The 16,495-nt window shown below is 66.2% G+C and carries 14 protein-coding genes and 2 tRNA genes; 12 read left to right on the plus strand and 4 right to left on the minus strand.

The window, feature by feature from the left end; genetic code table 11:
* The first annotated feature begins 3 nt into the window (after positions 1 to 3).
* Positions 4 to 1,518, plus strand: coding sequence for a glutamate--tRNA ligase (gene gltX, locus JOE31_RS10150; protein WP_209743844.1), 1,515 nt, complete (start codon positions 4 to 6; stop codon positions 1,516 to 1,518).
* Positions 1,518 to 2,255 carry an HAD family hydrolase gene (locus JOE31_RS10155; protein ID WP_209743847.1) on the plus strand — a complete coding sequence of 246 codons (738 nt, stop codon included), beginning with the start codon at positions 1,518 to 1,520 and terminating at the stop codon, positions 2,253 to 2,255. Before gltX ends, JOE31_RS10155 begins: the two co-directional genes overlap by 1 nt.
* A gap of 85 nt (positions 2,256 to 2,340) precedes the next feature.
* Here JOE31_RS10155 and JOE31_RS10160 read toward each other — a convergent pair whose 3' ends face one another.
* Entirely contained in the window at positions 2,341 to 3,726 is a 1,386-nt protein-coding gene (locus tag JOE31_RS10160; protein ID WP_209743850.1) for a hypothetical protein, read from the minus strand.
* Between the two features lie 343 nt (positions 3,727 to 4,069).
* Between JOE31_RS10160 and JOE31_RS10165 the strand changes: the two genes are divergently transcribed.
* The 4 genes from JOE31_RS10165 (at position 4,070) to JOE31_RS10180 (ending at position 7,880) form a co-directional block, all read left to right on the plus strand.
* Positions 4,070 to 4,141 (plus strand) — tRNA-Gln (locus JOE31_RS10165).
* 127 nt (positions 4,142 to 4,268) lie between these two features.
* A tRNA-Glu gene (locus JOE31_RS10170) sits at positions 4,269 to 4,344 on the plus strand.
* A gap of 138 nt (positions 4,345 to 4,482) precedes the next feature.
* A complete protein-coding gene (locus tag JOE31_RS10175; protein WP_209743853.1) occupies positions 4,483 to 6,264 on the plus strand; it encodes a dynamin family protein in 1,782 nt (593 codons plus the stop codon).
* Positions 6,261 to 7,880, plus strand: a complete 1,620-nt coding sequence (locus tag JOE31_RS10180) for a GTPase (protein WP_209743856.1) — start codon at positions 6,261 to 6,263, stop codon at positions 7,878 to 7,880. Before JOE31_RS10175 ends, JOE31_RS10180 begins: the two co-directional genes overlap by 4 nt.
* Here JOE31_RS10180 and JOE31_RS10185 read toward each other — a convergent pair.
* Both JOE31_RS10185 and JOE31_RS10190 read right to left on the minus strand, forming a co-directional pair.
* Entirely contained in the window at positions 7,877 to 8,422 is a 546-nt protein-coding gene (locus tag JOE31_RS10185) for a DUF1697 domain-containing protein (RefSeq protein ID WP_209743859.1), read from the minus strand. The two genes, JOE31_RS10180 and JOE31_RS10185, sit on opposite strands and share 4 nt — an antisense overlap.
* A gap of 121 nt (positions 8,423 to 8,543) precedes the next feature.
* Entirely contained in the window at positions 8,544 to 9,263 is a 720-nt protein-coding gene (locus JOE31_RS10190; protein WP_011692361.1) for an IclR family transcriptional regulator, read from the minus strand.
* Between the two features lie 112 nt (positions 9,264 to 9,375).
* Between JOE31_RS10190 and leuC the strand changes: the two genes are divergently transcribed.
* The 6 genes from leuC (at position 9,376) to JOE31_RS10220 (ending at position 15,912) form a co-directional block, all read left to right on the plus strand.
* Positions 9,376 to 10,830 (plus strand): 3-isopropylmalate dehydratase large subunit, encoded by a 1,455-nt coding sequence (gene leuC, locus JOE31_RS10195; protein WP_209743862.1) that lies wholly within the window; start codon positions 9,376 to 9,378, stop codon positions 10,828 to 10,830.
* A gap of 54 nt (positions 10,831 to 10,884) precedes the next feature.
* Positions 10,885 to 11,487, plus strand: coding sequence for a 3-isopropylmalate dehydratase small subunit (gene leuD, locus JOE31_RS10200; protein ID WP_209743865.1), 603 nt, complete (start codon positions 10,885 to 10,887; stop codon positions 11,485 to 11,487).
* A gap of 142 nt (positions 11,488 to 11,629) precedes the next feature.
* Positions 11,630 to 12,955, plus strand: coding sequence for a UDP-N-acetylglucosamine 1-carboxyvinyltransferase (murA, locus tag JOE31_RS10205; RefSeq protein WP_011692358.1), 1,326 nt, complete (start codon positions 11,630 to 11,632; stop codon positions 12,953 to 12,955).
* 10 nt (positions 12,956 to 12,965) lie between these two features.
* Positions 12,966 to 13,712 carry a 1-acyl-sn-glycerol-3-phosphate acyltransferase gene (locus JOE31_RS10210; RefSeq protein WP_209743868.1) on the plus strand — a complete coding sequence of 249 codons (747 nt, stop codon included), beginning with the start codon at positions 12,966 to 12,968 and terminating at the stop codon, positions 13,710 to 13,712.
* On the plus strand, positions 13,709 to 14,761 hold the full coding sequence (locus JOE31_RS10215; protein ID WP_209743870.1) for an NAD(P)H-dependent glycerol-3-phosphate dehydrogenase: 1,053 nt from the start codon (positions 13,709 to 13,711) through the stop codon (positions 14,759 to 14,761). The genes JOE31_RS10210 and JOE31_RS10215 overlap by 4 nt, the downstream gene beginning before the upstream one ends.
* Positions 14,762 to 14,763: 2 nt before the next feature.
* Positions 14,764 to 15,912: a D-alanine--D-alanine ligase family protein gene (locus JOE31_RS10220; RefSeq protein WP_209743873.1), complete on the plus strand. Its 1,149-nt coding sequence runs from the start codon at positions 14,764 to 14,766 to the stop codon at positions 15,910 to 15,912.
* A gap of 35 nt (positions 15,913 to 15,947) precedes the next feature.
* Here JOE31_RS10220 and JOE31_RS10225 read toward each other — a convergent pair whose 3' ends face one another.
* Positions 15,948 to 16,451 carry a DUF3515 domain-containing protein gene (locus JOE31_RS10225; RefSeq protein WP_209743876.1) on the minus strand — a complete coding sequence of 168 codons (504 nt, stop codon included), beginning with the start codon at positions 16,449 to 16,451 and terminating at the stop codon, positions 15,948 to 15,950.
* Positions 16,452 to 16,495: the final 44 nt, after the last annotated feature.

Here is a 16,495-nt window from a genome sequence, read left to right on the forward strand (position 1 = left end):
ACTATGACTACTCCTTCTGTGTCCAACGCTGTCTCCAGTCCTGCCGTCACCGCCGAAACCCCGGTCCGGGTGCGGTTCTGCCCATCGCCCACGGGCACCCCGCACGTGGGTCTGATCCGCACGGCGCTGTTCAACTGGGCCTACGCCCGGCACACGCAGGGCACGTTTGTGTTCCGCATCGAGGACACGGACGCGGCGCGGGACTCGGAAGAAAGCTACGAGCAGCTGCTTGAGGCGCTGAAATGGCTGGGCATCTCGTGGGAAGAAGGCGTGGAAACGGGCGGCCCGCATGAGCCATACCGCCAGTCACAGCGTCTTGACCTCTACAAGGACGTGGTGGCCAAGCTGCTGGAGGCCGGCTACGCCTACGAGTGCTACTCCTCGCCGGAGGAAGTTGAAGCGCGCCACCGTGCGGCCGGCCGCGACCCCAAACTTGGCTACGACAACTTCGACCGCAACCTCAGCGCCGAGCAGGTGGCCGCGTTCAAGGCCGAGGGCCGCGAACCGGTGCTCCGTGTCCGCATGCCCGACGAGGATGTCACTTTCACCGACATGGTCCGCGGCGATATCACCTTCAAGGCCGGAAGCATCCCGGACTATGTGATTGTCCGCGCCGACGGTTCCCCGCTGTACACCCTGGTGAACCCGGTGGATGACGCCCTGATGGGGATCACCCACGTACTGCGCGGCGAGGACCTGCTCTCCTCCACGCCCCGCCAAGTGGTGCTGATCCGCGCCCTGATGGAGATCGGCGTCGCAAGCTACATGCCTGTGTTCGGGCACCTTCCGTACGTTATGGGCGAGGGCAACAAGAAGCTGTCCAAGCGTGATCCGCAGTCCAACCTCTTCCTGCTCCGGGACCGCGGATTCATCCCCGAAGGCCTGCTCAACTATCTCTCGCTGCTGGGCTGGAGCCTGTCCGCCGACGAAGACATCTTCACGGTGGAACAGCTGATCGAGCACTTCGACGTCCACGACGTGCTGGCCAACCCGGCGCGCTTTGACATCAAGAAGGCCGAAGCAATCAACGGCACCCACATCCGGATGCTGGACGCAGACGACTTCAGGGGCCGCCTGGTTCCGTACCTCCGGGCAGCGAACCTGGTGGGGGATACGCTGACCGCCCGCGAGGAGGAGATCCTCGCCGAGGCCGCACCGCTGATCCAGGAGCGCATCGCCTTGCTGGGTGAGGCGCCGGAGATGATTTCCTTCCTGTTCAAGAACGACGACGCCATCGACGTAGCGGATGACGCCCGCAAGGGACTTCCGGAAAACCTCACCGAGGTGCTGGACGCTGCGATCGCGGCCCTGGACGCCGTCACCGACTGGAGCGCCGAGAGCATCCAGGCCGCGCTGAAGCAGGCACTCGTGGAGGACATGGGCATCAAGCCGAGGCTTGCCTTCGGCCCGGTCCGGACAGCCGTCTCGGGGCGCCGGATCTCCCCGCCGCTCTTTGAATCCATGGTCATCCTGGGCAAGGCATCCTCACTGGCCCGCCTCCACGCTTTCCGCGGCTGATGACTGCCATGCGCGGCGACGGCGGCCGTGTCCTGCACACGGGCTTTGGCGTCGTCCGGGGTGTGCTGTTCGACATTGACGACACCCTGGTGGACCTTGAATACGCCATGACCACGGCGCTGCGTGACGTCAGCGAACATCTCCTGCCCGGCCTGGACCAGGCCGGGTGGGAGAAGTTCGGGCGCATCTTCACGCACGAGACCACGCACTTCTATGACCGCTACCTGGCCGGCGAGCTGACCTTCAACGAGCAGCGGCTGCTCCGGGGAAGGGCGGCCCTGGGACACTTCGGAGTGGAACTGGAAGAGGGCGAGGAGTCCCACGCCTGGGTCACGTCCTACGCAGCCCTGCAGCACGGCTACGTCCGTGCGTTCGAGGACGTTGCCCCGGTCCTGGACGCCCTCGACGCCGCGGGAATTCCCTACGGTGCGGTCAGCAACAACGTGCACGACTACCAGCGGGTGAAGCTCGATACCGCGGGGCTCCAGCGGATCACCGTATTGGTGGGAACGGACACCGTGGGCGTACCCAAGCCGGATCCGGCCATCTACCTCGAAGGCGTACGCCTCCTGGGCAGCAGCGCCGCTGAGACCCTCTATGTGGGCGACAACCGCCTGCTCGACGCGGAAGGTTCGACGGCGGCGGGCTTGCTGGGCGTCTGGCTGAACCGCGGCGGGGAAACTGAGTCCGAGTTTGCAGGTCATCAGGTGGGTTCCCTCGCGGATTTGCTGGGGTAGGAGCGCCGGCAGGCCGGCTGGCCCGGCCTGATCACCGCCTGATCAGCGCCTGATCACTGCCGGGCCGGCTGCCGGCTCAGGCGGGTTAACCCGCTTTCCGACGGTTGCGCAGCGCCATAAAGGCGCCCACTGAACCGAATCCCAGCACGCCCACCATGCCGACGGCAGTTCCGACGTCGGGCCGGCCCACCACGTCCGACGGCGAGACCGCCGCTGCGCTTGAGTGCAGTGTCTCTGTTCCGGCTGCCACTTTTGCATTCCCCTCCGCGAGCTTGCTTGCCCCGGTGGCCAGCTGCGAGGAACCGGACGCGAGCTTGGTGTTGCCCTCCGAGAGCTCGGTGGCTCCGGCGGCCAAGGCTTCGGAGCCTCTCAGAAGCCCGGGATTAGCGGGATCCGCGGGGTCTCCCTTGATGCCTGCATTCAATGCCGTGGTCCCGGCGGCAAGCCGGGAGGAGCCCTCGGTCATACTTGCGGTCGCCTTGAGCAAGCCCGGACGGTCCGGGTTCCCGGGTATTCCGTCCATGCCTTCCCTGATCTTCGCTGTCCCGTCGGCAAGGAGACGCGTGCCGAGGACAACCCCGGGGTTTTCGGGATCCTGGCTGTTGAGCTTGCCGCTCAGGGTTGAGAATCCCGCAGTCAGCTTCCCGGCACCGGCCCGCAGTTCTCCGGTACCTTCGTGGAGCCTGGAGGCCCCGGACTGGAGCTGGGCGGCTCCGGCGTCGAGCTTGTGGGCACCGGCCGCAATTTTGGCAATCTTGTCCTTGACCACGGAGAGCGGCACGAGCCCCTGGACGGGGTCGTCGGCCGCAGCCTGCAACAGCTCCAGCGCCTGGGCCAGGGCTGCGGTGCCCGTGCCCGCCTCCGGACTGCCGTTGGCGCCGCGGTAGCCCTTGAGCTGAGTTGTCCCCGCCGCAAGCTGGCCGGCGCCGCCCTCCAAGCGGGACGCTCCGTCGCTGAGCTGCGTGGCGCCGTCGGCGAGGTTGTTTTCCGCGGTTCCCGAAGCAGTGGGGGTCAGCGCGGCGGAGAGTTGCTCCACTCCGGAAGCAAGCTTGCGCGCACCGTCATCGACTTTGTACACCCCCGGGGCCAGCTTGTTGTTGACGTCTGCCTCGATTTTCACCGCCCCGGCCGCGAGTTTCCCGGCGCCGGCCTGGAGCTGGTCCGCACCGGGAGCGAGCTTGGTAGTGATGCCGGTATGGATCTTCTGCGCCCCGGCGGAGAGCCTGCCTGCCCCGGTGTCCGCCAGAGTGGCGCCGGCGGCAAGCTTCCCGGCGCCGTCCTCAAGCTGATCGGCGCCGGCGGAAGCCTGGCCGGCTCCGTCCTTCAGGCGCCCGGATCCGTCCGTGATGCGCCCGGTGACCAGAGTGTAGAAGCCCAGCAGGGCGATCAGGAGCAAGGCAAGGAGCGCAATGGAGATCTGTTGGCCGCGGGTGCGGGCGTTTTGGGGAGCAGTGGCACGACTCTGTGGCACGGTTGGTTCCTCTCGACGGTGGTCTCGGACTCCTGTGGTCCCCGGCCCCCGGCCGTGATGCAGCTAACATCCGAAAGTGAGCGTGGAACTGCCGGTCGGGAGGGGTGCAGGGGAGTTGTTACTCTTCGGTAACTTACCGAGAGTAAACTTGTCGGCCCTGTAATTGCAAGGGTTTCTTTGCCCTGCGGCCGGTTGCGGCGTACCCGGACGGGCTGTTTGGCGGCCTCCGGAGGGGCTGTCGGCGCCGATTTGTGCCAGCCAAAAGTCTCGGGTAAAGTAATTACTCGTGCTGAGGCGCAGGGAGCGAAGGTTTAGGCCTGAATGTCCGGCCCGAAAGTGCCATTGGGATATGGTGTAATTGGCAACACTACGGTTTCTGGTACCGTCATTCTAGGTTCGAGTCCTGGTATCCCAGCTCTGAAAAAGTCGCATTCCGGTGCGGCGGATCAGGGGTTTCAAGCGGCTTAGCCGATTTGAAACACTGGCTTTGTGTATGAAACAATCACTGAGCCTGATGGTAGAAATACCATCCGGAAGTACGCGGCCCCATCGTATAGCGGCCTAGTACGCTGCCCTCTCACGGCGGTAACGCGGGTTCGAATCCCGCTGGGGTCACCACTAAAGCGGTCCCGGGCAATTGCCCGGGGCCGCTTTGTTTTGTTTGCTTAAGCTCAGCTGTCGCCTAGGTGACCGCTCTTGCCGCGCGGTCTGCGCCGGATTCGGGCCGGACGCGTGCTGAACTGGCATGATGAAGCTGTGACGTCCCCATCTGAGAGTTCACCCGCGGGCCCCGCCGTGCACCATACGCCCGCAGTAGCGGCCGTGGACCTGCTCGAGACCGTCCGCAGGGACCTCGGTGAGGCCCGGCTTCCGCTCGCACTTCCCGGCGCGGACGCCGCCCGCCTGGATATCCGGAATGCGCTGGCGCAGCTGGACGACTATATGCTTCCGCGCTTCCGCAGCCTGGACGCTCCGCTGCTGGCAGTTGTGGGCGGATCAACCGGAGCCGGCAAGTCCACATTGGTCAACGCCCTGGTGGGTCACCCTGTCACCAGGGCCGGCGCCATCCGGCCGACCACCAGGCAGCCGATCCTGGTCCACAACCCGGCGGACTCCGGCTGGTTCGAAGACCAGCGCGTGCTGCCGAACCTGAGCCGCATCCGCGGCGCAGTGCTGGAAACGCCTTTGCCCGCCAGCCGGGCCGGTGCTGCACCCGATGCGGCAGCCATATCCTCCCTGGTGCTCCTGGGACACCCTGCCGTGCCGCAGGGAATCGCCATACTGGATGCTCCCGACGTCGACTCCGTCTCGGATGGCAACCGGACGCTTGCGGGCCACTTGCTGGCTGCAGCCGACCTCTGGATATTTGTGACAACAGCCAACCGCTATGCCGACGCCGTGCCCTGGAAGCTGCTCCTCGACGCTGCGTCAAGGGACATCATGGTGGCGGTGGTGTTGGACCGCGTGCCCCCGGCCGCCGAGGCGGAGGTCAGCGCGGACCTCCGGACCATGCTGCAGCGGGAGGGCCTGGGTGCAGCCCGGCTGTTCATTATTCCGGAGGTGACCCTGGACGGTCTCGGAATGCTGCCCGACGGCGCCGTGGAACCGTTGGGTCATTGGTTGCGTGAACTGGCAGCAGATTCTGCCGGAAGGGCTGAGATTGCCCGCCGGACGCTCAATGGCACTGTACGCGCGCTCAGCGGCCGCGTTGCCGCCCTTGCGCAGGCATCGAGGGAGCAACAGCAGTCGCGGGACGTCCTCGCCAGGGATGTCCGCAACGCCTATCAGGATGCCGGGTCCAGGATTCTGGACGCAACGCGGGACGGTGCCCTCCTCCGCGGCGAAGTTCTGGCCCGCTGGCAGGACTTTGTTGGTACCGGCGAGTTCTTTCGCGTCCTGGAACAGAACATCGGTCGCATGCGGGACCGGATGGGCGCTTTTTTCCGCGGTGAGCCGGCTCCCGCTGTCAAGGTGGAAACAGCCATTGAAACGGGGCTGCAGGCGGTCATCGTGGACGAAGCCGCCAACGCGGCCGAGGACGCTGACCAGCGCTGGCGCTCGGACCCTGCAGGCCGCCAGCTGCTGGGCGCGGACGACCTGTCCGGCACCAGCGCCGGCTTCGCGGACGCGGTGGCGGCAGAGATCAGGGCGTGGCAGGGAGCGCTGATGGAGCTGATCCGTACGGAAGGGCAGGGCAAGCGTACCCAGGCCCGGTGGCTTTCCTTCGGGGTCAACGGACTCGGGGCGGCCCTCATGATCGTGGTTTTTTCCATGACCGCCGGGCTGACGGGACTGGAGATCGGAGTGGCGGGAGGTACCGCCGTCGTAGGTCAACGGCTCCTGGAGGCCGTCTTCGGCGAGGACGCAGTGAGGCGCCTCGCGCAAACTGCGCGCGAGGACCTGAACTCGAGGTGCCACAAGCTGCTGCAGGCAGAACAGCAGCGCTTCCTGGACCGCCTGGACGTTAGTACCGGGGTTCCGCCGGAGGTCCTGTCCGATCATGCGCGCGCCCTCCTGCAACTGGCCGGAACCGCATGAGCCGGCACAGCGGAACCCGGGAAGCCTCCCGGCTCGACGCCCGCCTGCAAGCCCTGAACGATGCGCGGGAGCTCGCCGGCGGGGTGTTGCCGGACGAGGCGCTGGACGACGTGCTTCAGGTCCTTGAGCGCGCCAGTTCCCGCCGTTCACTGTCCGCGGTGCACACTGTGGTGGGATTCTTCGGCGCCACGGGCAGCGGGAAATCGTCGCTTTTCAATGCGGTCAGCGGTGCGGAAATAGCAACGGCGGCGGTGCGCCGTCCCACGACGTCCGAACCGCTGGCCGGTGTCTGGGGACAGGACGGCAGCGAACCGTTGCTGGACTGGCTCGGGGTCACCAAACGCCACCATTCCTCGGCCCTGCCGGGGTTCGCCGATGAATCCACGGGCCTGATCCTGTTGGACCTGCCGGATTTCGATTCAACGAAGGCCGCCAACCGGGAGATTGTCCAGCGGATGGTGGGTCTGGTGGACGTCCTGGTGTGGGTGCTGGACCCGCAGAAATATGCGGACGCCGCGGTGCACAACGACTTCCTTGCGCCCCTGGCGTCGCACGGGGCGGTCACGCTGGTGGTCCTGAACCAGGTCGACCGGCTTCCGCCGTCGGACATCGGACCGGTGCTGGAATCCCTTAAAGCCATCCTTGCCCGGGACGGCCTGGGGAAGGTCCAGGTCCTTGGCGCCTCGGCGCTGGAGGGGACCGGCATCGACAAAGTCCGGGCCGCCATTCGGCACGTGGTGGTGCAACGGCAGGCGTTGTCGCAGCGGCTGGCCGCGGATGTCTCCAAGGCCACGGCCCGCCTTGCGGCGGCATCCGGAACCGGGGAGGCAGCCGGAGTCAAAGCCGGCACCAGGTCCCGGCTGGCTGACGAGCTTGCGGCGGCCGCCAACGTCCCGCTCGTTGCTGATGCTGTGGCGACGTCGTACCGGCAGGAAGCCACCAGGCGCACAGGCTGGCCGCTGACCCGCTGGCTGGTCCGTTTCCGCCCGGACCCGTTGCGGCGGCTGAACCTGCGGCGGGAAGGTGCCGCAGCGGAGGTGAACCGGACATCGCTGCCGCCGGCCGGTGCCCCGGAACGCGCCAGGACGGACGCTGCCGTGCGGGAATTCGCGGATGCCGCCAGTGCCGGGGCTCCGGGACCGTGGCGCGCGGCCATCCGGGGCGCGGCGCGTGAAGGCCGGGACCAACTGCCGGACGCGTTGGACCAGGCAATTGCCGGTACTGAGCTGATGGCCGGCAGAAAGTCGTGGTGGTGGGGACTGTTCAACGTTGCCCAATGGCTGGCCCTCGTGGCGGCCTTGGGCGGCGTGGGCTGGCTCGGGGTCCTGGCCGGGCTAGGGTATCTCCAGCTGCCTGTTCCGGCGGTGCCCAGGGTGGAAGGTTGGCCGGTTCCGACGCTGATGATCGCCGGGGGAGTGTTACTGGGCGTAGTGCTGGCCCTCGCCGGAAAGGCCATCGCCGGCGCGGCGGCCCGAGTGCGGGGCGGCGCGGCGGGGAAGAAGCTCAGGGCGGCCGTGGCCGCCGTTGCGGACAGACGCGTGGTTGAACCGGTGGAAGTTGAAGTCAGCAGGCTGAAGTCCTTCAACGCGGCCCTGAAAGCCGCGGGCCGCGACTAGCCGTTTCCCAGTGCTTTCGTGGCGTCGCGGACCTTGATCATGGTGCGAAGGTTGCGCGTCGTGGTGGTCGATTTGTAGCGCGCTTTGGATGAAAGTTTGCTGAAGGGACTGTCCAGGGTGCCTCCGGCGGGTGCAAGCCAGGCCATGGCCTCGGGACCCAGGCGCTGCTGCTGCGTTCCGTCCAGCCGTGAACCGGCCTCGAACAGCTCGTCCAGCACGTCTGTATCCGAACTGAGGGTGATATAGGTGTGCGTCGTTTTGTCCTCGGCAGGGTACGGGCATGCCTCGACGAGTGCGGCAACCCTCGCGTCGGTCAGAACCACCACCCATGCGTCATAGCCAAAGGACCCGCGCAGGCAGGCTTCGACTTCCTTCTTGACTGCGGCGGCGCCGAGAGGGCTGGCCAGGGCAACGTTGCCGCTGGCCAGGAGCGTCTTCACTCCGCCGAAGCCGCGTTCCGCCAGGGCGCCCCTGAGGTCCGCCATTTTGATGTTGATTCCGCCCACGTTGATGCCGCGGAGGAAGACCGCATAGCTGTTCATGGGCACAGCCTAATACCCGGAGCCTGCAGGAGCCGGCCGGCTGCGGCGGCTGCGGCGCCACGGGCGGCTGCGGCGCCACGGGCGGCTGCGGCGCCACGGGCGGTTGCGCCGCCACGGGGTGTCAGTCGTTGTTCTTGCGGAGCGCCTCGGTCAGCACCCGGGCGGCATTGCAGACAACTTCGGCGTGCAACCGGCCCGGCTGGCGGGTCAGGCGCTCGATCGGACCGGAAATGGACACGGCGGCAATCACCCGTCCGGACGGGCCGCGGACAGGCGCCGACACAGAGGCGACCCCCGGCTCGCGTTCGCCGAGGCTCTGGCCCCAGCCCCGCCGTCGTACTCCTGCCAGGACGGTGGGGGTGAAGCGCGCCGCCTGCAGTCCTTCGAGGAGCCGGTCGTGGTCCTCCCAGGCCAGGAGGACCTGGGCGGCGGAGCCGGCCTTCATCGAAAGCTGGGTACCCACCGGGATGGTGTCGCGGAGACCGATGGGACGCTCGGCGGACGCAACGCACACCCGCCAGTCACCTTGCCGGCGGAAGATCTGGGCGCTTTCGCCGGTGGCGTCGCGCAGCTGCATCAGGACGGGGCCGGCGGAGGCGATCAGCCGGTCCTCGCCTGCGGCGGAGGCGAGCTCCACCAGGCGGCTTCCCAGCACAAAACGGCCCTGGATGTCGCGGCTGACAAGCCGGTGATGGACCAGTGCCAGGGCAAGCCTGTGTACGGTCGGGCGCGCCAGTCCGGTGGCAGCCACCAGCTGCGCCAGAGTGGTGGGCCCGGCCTCAAGTGCGTCAAGCACATGGGCCGCTTTATCGATGACACCGACGCCACTAGAATTGTCCATGTAATGATATTGCCGTCTCAATATCTGAGATGCAAATCATTTGGCTGGCGTATTACGCGGGCGTGCTGGTTCAGTGGATGTAAACAGCCAACAGCAGTGAAGGGAGATGGCCATGGCAAAGACATTGGCCGAGAAAGTCTGGGACGCGCACGTGGTGCGCAAAGGCGACGGCGAAGGTGCCAATGCCCAGCCGGACCTTCTCTACATCGACCTCCACCTGGTGCATGAAGTCACCTCGCCGCAGGCCTTTGAAGGACTCCGGCTGGCCGGACGCCCGCTGCGCCGCCCGGACCTCACCATCGCCACCGAGGACCACAACACCCCCACGCTGGACATCGACAAGCCTATCGCTGATCTGACCAGCCGGACCCAGATCCAGACGCTGCGCAACAACTGCAAGGAGTTCGGCGTCCGCCTGCACTCCCTGGGCGACGCCGAACAGGGCATCGTCCACGTGGTCGGTCCCCAGCTTGGCCTGACCCAGCCCGGCATGACCGTGGTCTGCGGCGACTCGCACACGTCCACGCACGGTGCCTTCGGTGCGCTGGCCATGGGCATCGGCACCTCCGAGGTGGAGCACGTCATGGCCACCCAGACGCTGTCCCTGAAGCCGTTCAAGACCATGGCAGTCAACGTCGAGGGAACCCTGCGCCCCGGAGTGTCGGCAAAGGACATCATCCTGGCGGTCATCGCGAAGATCGGCACCGGCGGCGGGCAGGGCTACGTCCTCGAATACCGTGGTTCAGCCATCCGTGCACTGTCCATGGAAGCCCGGATGACCATCTGCAACATGTCCATCGAAGCCGGCGCCCGAGCGGGCCTCGTTGCCCCGGACCAGACCACGTACGACTACATGTACGGACGGCCGCACGCTCCGCAGGGTGCGGAGTGGGACGCCGCCGTCGAGTACTGGAACACGCTCCGCTCGGACGACGACGCAACGTTCGACGTCGAGGTGGACCTGGACGCCGACACCCTGGAGCCCTTCGTCACCTGGGGCACGAACCCCGGCCAGGGCGTTTCGCTGTCTTCCAAGGTGCCTTCGCCGGAGGACTTCGGCGATGAAAACGCCAAGGCCGCGGCCGAACGGGCACTGCAGTACATGGGGCTGGAAGCCGGCACCCCGATGAAGGAGATCCGGGTGGACACCGTCTTCCTGGGCTCCTGCACCAACTCCCGGATGGAAGACCTTCGCGCCGCGGCGGACATCATCCGCGGGCGCACCAAGGACCCGAACATCCGGATGCTCGTTGTCCCGGGCTCGGCACGCGTCCGGCTCGAGGCGGAAGCCGAAGGCCTGGACAAGGTCTTCAAGGACTTTGGAGCTGAGTGGCGTTTTGCCGGCTGCTCCATGTGCCTGGGCATGAACCCGGACCAGCTGGAGGTGGGGGAACGCTGTGCCTCCACGTCCAACCGCAACTTTGAAGGACGCCAGGGCAAGGGCGGCCGCACCCACCTCGTCTCACCGGTCGTGGCGGCAGCCACGGCGGTGCGCGGCACGCTCAGTTCGCCGTCGGACCTGGACCCCGCTCCGGAGTCCGCCGCCGTCAGCAGCAGTGCCGCTTAGATAACGCCGACTAGCCCGCGCAGCCCACACCCACCCAGCATCAAAGGATCCGCCATGGAAAAGTTCAGTACCCACACCGGAATCGGCGTACCGCTGCGCCAGAGCAACGTGGACACCGACCAGATCATCCCGGCCGTCTACCTGAAGCGCATTACCCGCACGGGCTTTGAGGACGCACTGTTTGCGGCCTGGCGCAAGGACCCTGCCTTCATTCTGAACCAGGAACCGTTCAACGCCGGCTCCGTGCTGGTGGCCGGACCGGACTTCGGCACCGGGTCCTCCCGCGAGCACGCAGTATGGGCATTGAAGGACTACGGGTTCAAGACCGTCCTGTCCTCCAGGTTCGCCGATATCTTTCGCGGCAACTCCGGCAAGCAGGGCCTCCTGGCAGCCGAAGTCGCCCAGGATGACATCGAGCTTATCTGGAAAGTGCTGGAGAACGCTCCGGGCACCGAGGTGACGGTGGACCTCGTTTCGAAGACTGTGATGTGCGGCAACGTGGTGGCGCCGTTCGAGATTGATGACTACACGCGCTGGCGGCTCCTGGAGGGCCTGGACGACATTGGGCTGACCCTCCAGCACGAAGAAGACATCACTGCCTACGAAGCCACCAGGCCCGCCTTCAAGCCGAAGACCCTGCCCGCACGGCTGTCCTGACCTGGTCCCGGCTGCACCCTTACCGGCCCCGCTGCGCCCTCCGGAAAAACGCGCCGTATTTCAGATCGGTAACGCTAGCTCCTATGCTTAGCTGGAGCCTTTGTAAGGATTTGGGGGCGAGTAGTCGTGAGGAAACCGGTATATGAGTAGTGTTTTGACAATCCGCGGAGGCGTCCCGCTAACTGGACGCGTCACCGTTCGCGGGGCCAAGAATCTTGTCCCCAAGGCCATGGTGGCCGCCCTGCTGGGCAACGAGCCGTCCGTGCTGCGCAACGTCCCTGAAATCAAGGACGTCGAGGTTGTCACCAGCCTGCTCCAGCTTCATGGCGTCACGGTCGAAAAGGACCCCGTTACGGGAGACCTGACCCTGGATCCGAAGGGCGCCAAGACCGCGTCCAGCACCGCAATCGACGCCCATGCAGGCGACTCCAGGATTCCCATCCTCTTGTGCGGTCCGCTGATCCACGCCATCGGTGAAGCGTTCATTCCCGACCTTGGCGGCTGCAAGATCGGTGACCGACCCATTGATTACCACCTGAACGTCCTGCGCCAGTTCGGGGCCGTCGTCGAAAAGCGTCCGGGCGGAATCCACATTTCCGCGCCCAAGGGACTCCAGGGCGCCAAGATCTCGCTGCCCTACCCGTCCGTAGGGGCCACCGAGCAGGTCCTGCTCAGCGCCACCCGGGCTGAAGGCATCACGGAGCTTTCCGGGGCCGCCACGGAACCGGAGATCATCGACCTCATTGCCGTGCTGCAGAAGATGGGCGCCATCATCAGCGTCCAGACGGACCGCACCATCCGCATCGAAGGCGTCAGGGACCTTGGCGGCTACAACCACCGGGCACTCTCGGACCGGAACGAATCCGCGTCCTGGGCCTCAGCGGCACTCGTGACACGCGGAGATATTTTTGTCGAGGGCGCTTCCCAGCGCGACATGATGACGTTCCTGAACACCTACCGCAAGGTGGGCGGCGGGATGGACATCGGCGAGGACGGCATCCGCTTCTACCACCGCGGCGGCAAACTGAACCCGCTTGTCCTTGAAACGGATGTGCACCCGGGATTCATGACGGACTGGCAGCAACCCCTTGTGGTGGCCCTGACCCAGGCCGAGGGTGTGTCGATCGTCCACGAGACCGTCTACGAGAACCGGTTTGGCTTCACCGACGCCCTGATCCGGATGGGCGCCAACATCCAGGTGCACCGGGAGTGCCTCGGCAGCGTGCCGTGCCGCTTCGGCCAGCGGAACTTCCTGCACTCGGCCGTCATCTCGGGATCCACGCAGCTCAAGGGCACCGACATCGACGTCCCGGACCTCCGGGGCGGCTTCAGCCACCTCATCGCCGCACTGGCTGCCACCGGCACGTCCCGGGTGACCGGAATCGACATCATCAACCGCGGCTATGAGCGTTTCACCGAGAAGCTCGCAGGCCTGGGCGCCGATTTCGACATCACCGCAGCCAAGTAACGGGGTCCCAGTGAAGGAAACGGCCAAGAGCCGCACCACCTTTGTCATCGTCGCCGGGATCGTCAGGCCCGTGATGAACCTGCTCATGAACAAGAAGTGGGAAGGGCTGGAAAAGCTTCCGGCGGGCGGCTTCATCGCCGCACCCAACCACTGCACCGAGATCGACCCGCTGGTGATCGGCCACATGCTGTACAACCAGAAGCGGATGCCGCACTTCCTGGCCAAGGGCGGACTCTTCAAGGTGCCGGTTTTGGGGGCGGTGCTGCGCGCCACCAAGCAAATTCCGGTGGAACGTTCGACGGCGGGCGCCAACCGTTCGCTGCAGGTCGCCAAGGCAGTGGTGGACGAAGGCGGTGCGATCATCATCTACCCCGAGGGCACGCTGACGCGTGACCCGGAGCTGTGGCCGATGAAGGGCCACACCGGTGCGGCCCGGATGGCACTGGAGAGCGGCATTCCCGTGGTTCCCATGGCCCACTGGGGAGCACACCAGGTCTTTCCGCGCTATGCGAAGCGGTTCCATCTGTTCCCACGGCGGACCTCCCGTGTCATCGTGGGCGACCCCGTGGACCTGAGTGCTTTCGAGGGCCGTCCGCTGGACAAGGCCACGCTGACGGCCGCCACGGCGGTCATCATGGAGGCCATTACGGGCCTGCTGGCCACCCTGCGGGGGGAACAGCCTCCCGCTGAGCGGTGGGATCCTGCCGCCCACAACCAGACCAAGCATGGACGCAACATCGAGGGGAGCGGCACATGACCCCCGACCAGGCCGCAGCCGGCTCAGCAATGTCGGTCGCCGTCCTCGGAGCAGGTTCCTGGGGCACCACCTTTGCCAAGATCCTCGCCGATGCCGCCACCGCCTCCGGTGTCCGGCGGAGCATCCGGCTCTGGGGACGCCGCCGCGAGGTTGTTGAGCAGATCAACACCACGCACCGGAATTCGCAGTATCTCAAGGACATCGACCTCCCGCACACCATCACCGCCTCCACTGACGTGGCGGAGGTGCTCTCCGGGGCGGACCTTGTGGTTCTGGCGGTGCCGGCCCAGTCGCTGCGCCTGCAGCTTCGCGAGTGGCGGCACCTGATTTCGCCGGACGCCTATGTGGTCTCCCTGATGAAGGGCCTGGAGCTCAGCTCCGATGCCCGCATGAGCGAGGTCATCAGTGAGGAGCTTGGCATCAAGCCGGACCGGATTGCCGTGGTGTCCGGACCGAACCTGGCCATGGAAATCGCCCGCGAGGAACCCACCGCCTCAGTGGTGGCGTGCGCCGACGCCGAGGTGGCGTCTTGGATCGCCCGCAGCTGCACCGCACCCTATTTCCGCCCGTACACCACCACGGACGTCGTCGGTGTCGAAATCGGCGGCATCGTGAAAAACGTCATTGCACTTGCCGTGGGTATCTGCGAAGGCAAGAGTATGGGCGACAACACCAAGGCGTCCGTGATTACCCGGGGCCTTGCGGAGACGTCCAGGCTTGCCCTTGCCCTTGGGGGAGAGGCACAGACCATGGCCGGCCTGGCGGGCCTCGGAGACCTGGTGGCCACCTGCTCCTCGCCGTTGTCCCGGAACCACACCGCGGGCCGCCTGCTGGGCAAGGGCCTGACGCTGGAGCAGGTGACCGCGGAAATGACCCAAACGGCCGAAGGGATCAAGTCCGGCCAGGCCGTGCATGATCTTGCCGGAAAGCTCGGCGTCGAGATGCCCATCACCGCCGCCGTGGTTGCCGTGCTGGCCGGAAAATTGTCCGTTGACGAACTGGGACCGCTGCTGCTGGCCCGGGACCTGAAATCCGAAGGCGATTACTGACTGTGTCGGAAGAACAAGTGAACAAGCACACCGGACCCGGCCACGCCAAACCCCGCGTCGCCGTGTTGTTTGGTGGCCGCTCCAGCGAGCACGCCGTCAGCTGCGTGACAGCAGCCGGCGTGCTCGGGGCCATCGACTACGACAAGTACGATGTCATCCCTATCGGCATCGCAAAGACCGGACAGTGGGTCCTTGCTCCGGGGGACACCCGGCAATGGTCCCTCTCGGCCTCCTCGCTTCCCGAGGTGTCGCCCTCCGCCCGCACGGTCACACTCGCCGAAATCGGTGGCGAACACCAGCTGATCGTGGCGTCCCCGAACGAAGTTCCGCAGGAACTCGGTGCCGTGGACGTTGTGTTCCCGCTGCTTCACGGCCCGTTCGGTGAGGACGGCACTATCCAGGGACTGCTGGAACTCTCGGACACCCGCTACGTCGGTGCCGGTGTCCTCGCGTCCGCTGTCGGGATGGACAAGCATTACATGAAGGTGGTTTTTGAGGCCGCCGGCCTGCAGGTGGGCCCGTACATCGCCGTGACGGACCGGCAGTGGCTCACTGACCCGGAATCCGTCCGTAAACGCGTTGACCGGCTGGGTTACCCCGTATTCGTCAAGCCCGCCCGGGCAGGCTCTTCAATGGGCATCTCCAAAGTGGACTCCCTGGAGGGCTTGGACGCGGCCATCGCGGCCGCCCGCGAGCATGACCTCAAACTGGTGATCGAGGCCGGCATCGTGGGCCGCGAAATCGAATGCGCCGTCCTTGAAGGGCGCGGTACGGAACCGCCGCGGACCTCCATGCCGGGAGAGATCGCCGTGGCCCCGGGGGAGCACGAGTTCTATGACTTCAATGCAAAATACGTGGAAGACGACGCCGCCTCGCTGAGCTGCCCGGCCGACCTCCCTGAGGAGGCGATCGCCAGGGTCCGTGAGCTTGCCGCCGCCGCGTTCGACGCCGTGGGGGCCGAGGGGCTTAGCAGGGTGGACTTCTTCTACACTCCCGACGGCGAGCTGATCATCAACGAGATCAACACCATGCCCGGCTTCACGCCGAAAAGCATGTACCCGCAGATGTGGGCTGCCTCCGGACTGGGCTACGCGGAACTCATCGACGAACTGATCCACCTTGCCCTGAACCGTAAGACCGGGCTGCGCTAAGCGCTATTGCAGCCGGCTGCCGGGACCTCAGGCCGCTATCGTCCGGTGGGCAGGTTCTGCAGCTCTTCCTGGCCCACGCAGTTCCTGGTGGCCTTGATTTTCCCGGCGGCGGCGGACAGTTCGGCCAGCACGGTTGCGGAACTGATCTGATCCGGGTCCATGAGGATCTCTGTGGCCGGTTCGCGGCCGAAGGTGGTCAGCGTCCAGACGGGGTCGCCTTCCTTGATGACCCAGTCGATCCCGTTGACGCTGACGCAACGGTCTGTGGTGGGACCGGGAACGTTGACTCCGCAGCGCAGGATGACCTTGGACGGATCGCCCCAGGCGGCGGTTGCCTGGCTGTTGGTTTTCCGCAGGGCCGCGTCACCCATCGTGTCCGGAAGGGCCACCATCATGGGTGCACAGGCCGGGTTGGCCGCATCCTTGGCCGGCGCGACGTCCACCACCGGTGCGCATGCGCTGAGGGCCAGCACCACTGCGGCGGCCGTTGCCGGCAGGCGAAGCGAACGGGTGGAAACCGGGGTGCGGAGCTGGTGCATTGTTTAAGCCTATCCCGGTCCGGACGGCTGGCCGGACGCCGTCC

Origin of the sequence: Arthrobacter sp. PvP023 (assembly GCF_017832975.1) — a bacterium.
Lineage (GTDB): Bacteria > Actinomycetota > Actinomycetes > Actinomycetales > Micrococcaceae > Arthrobacter.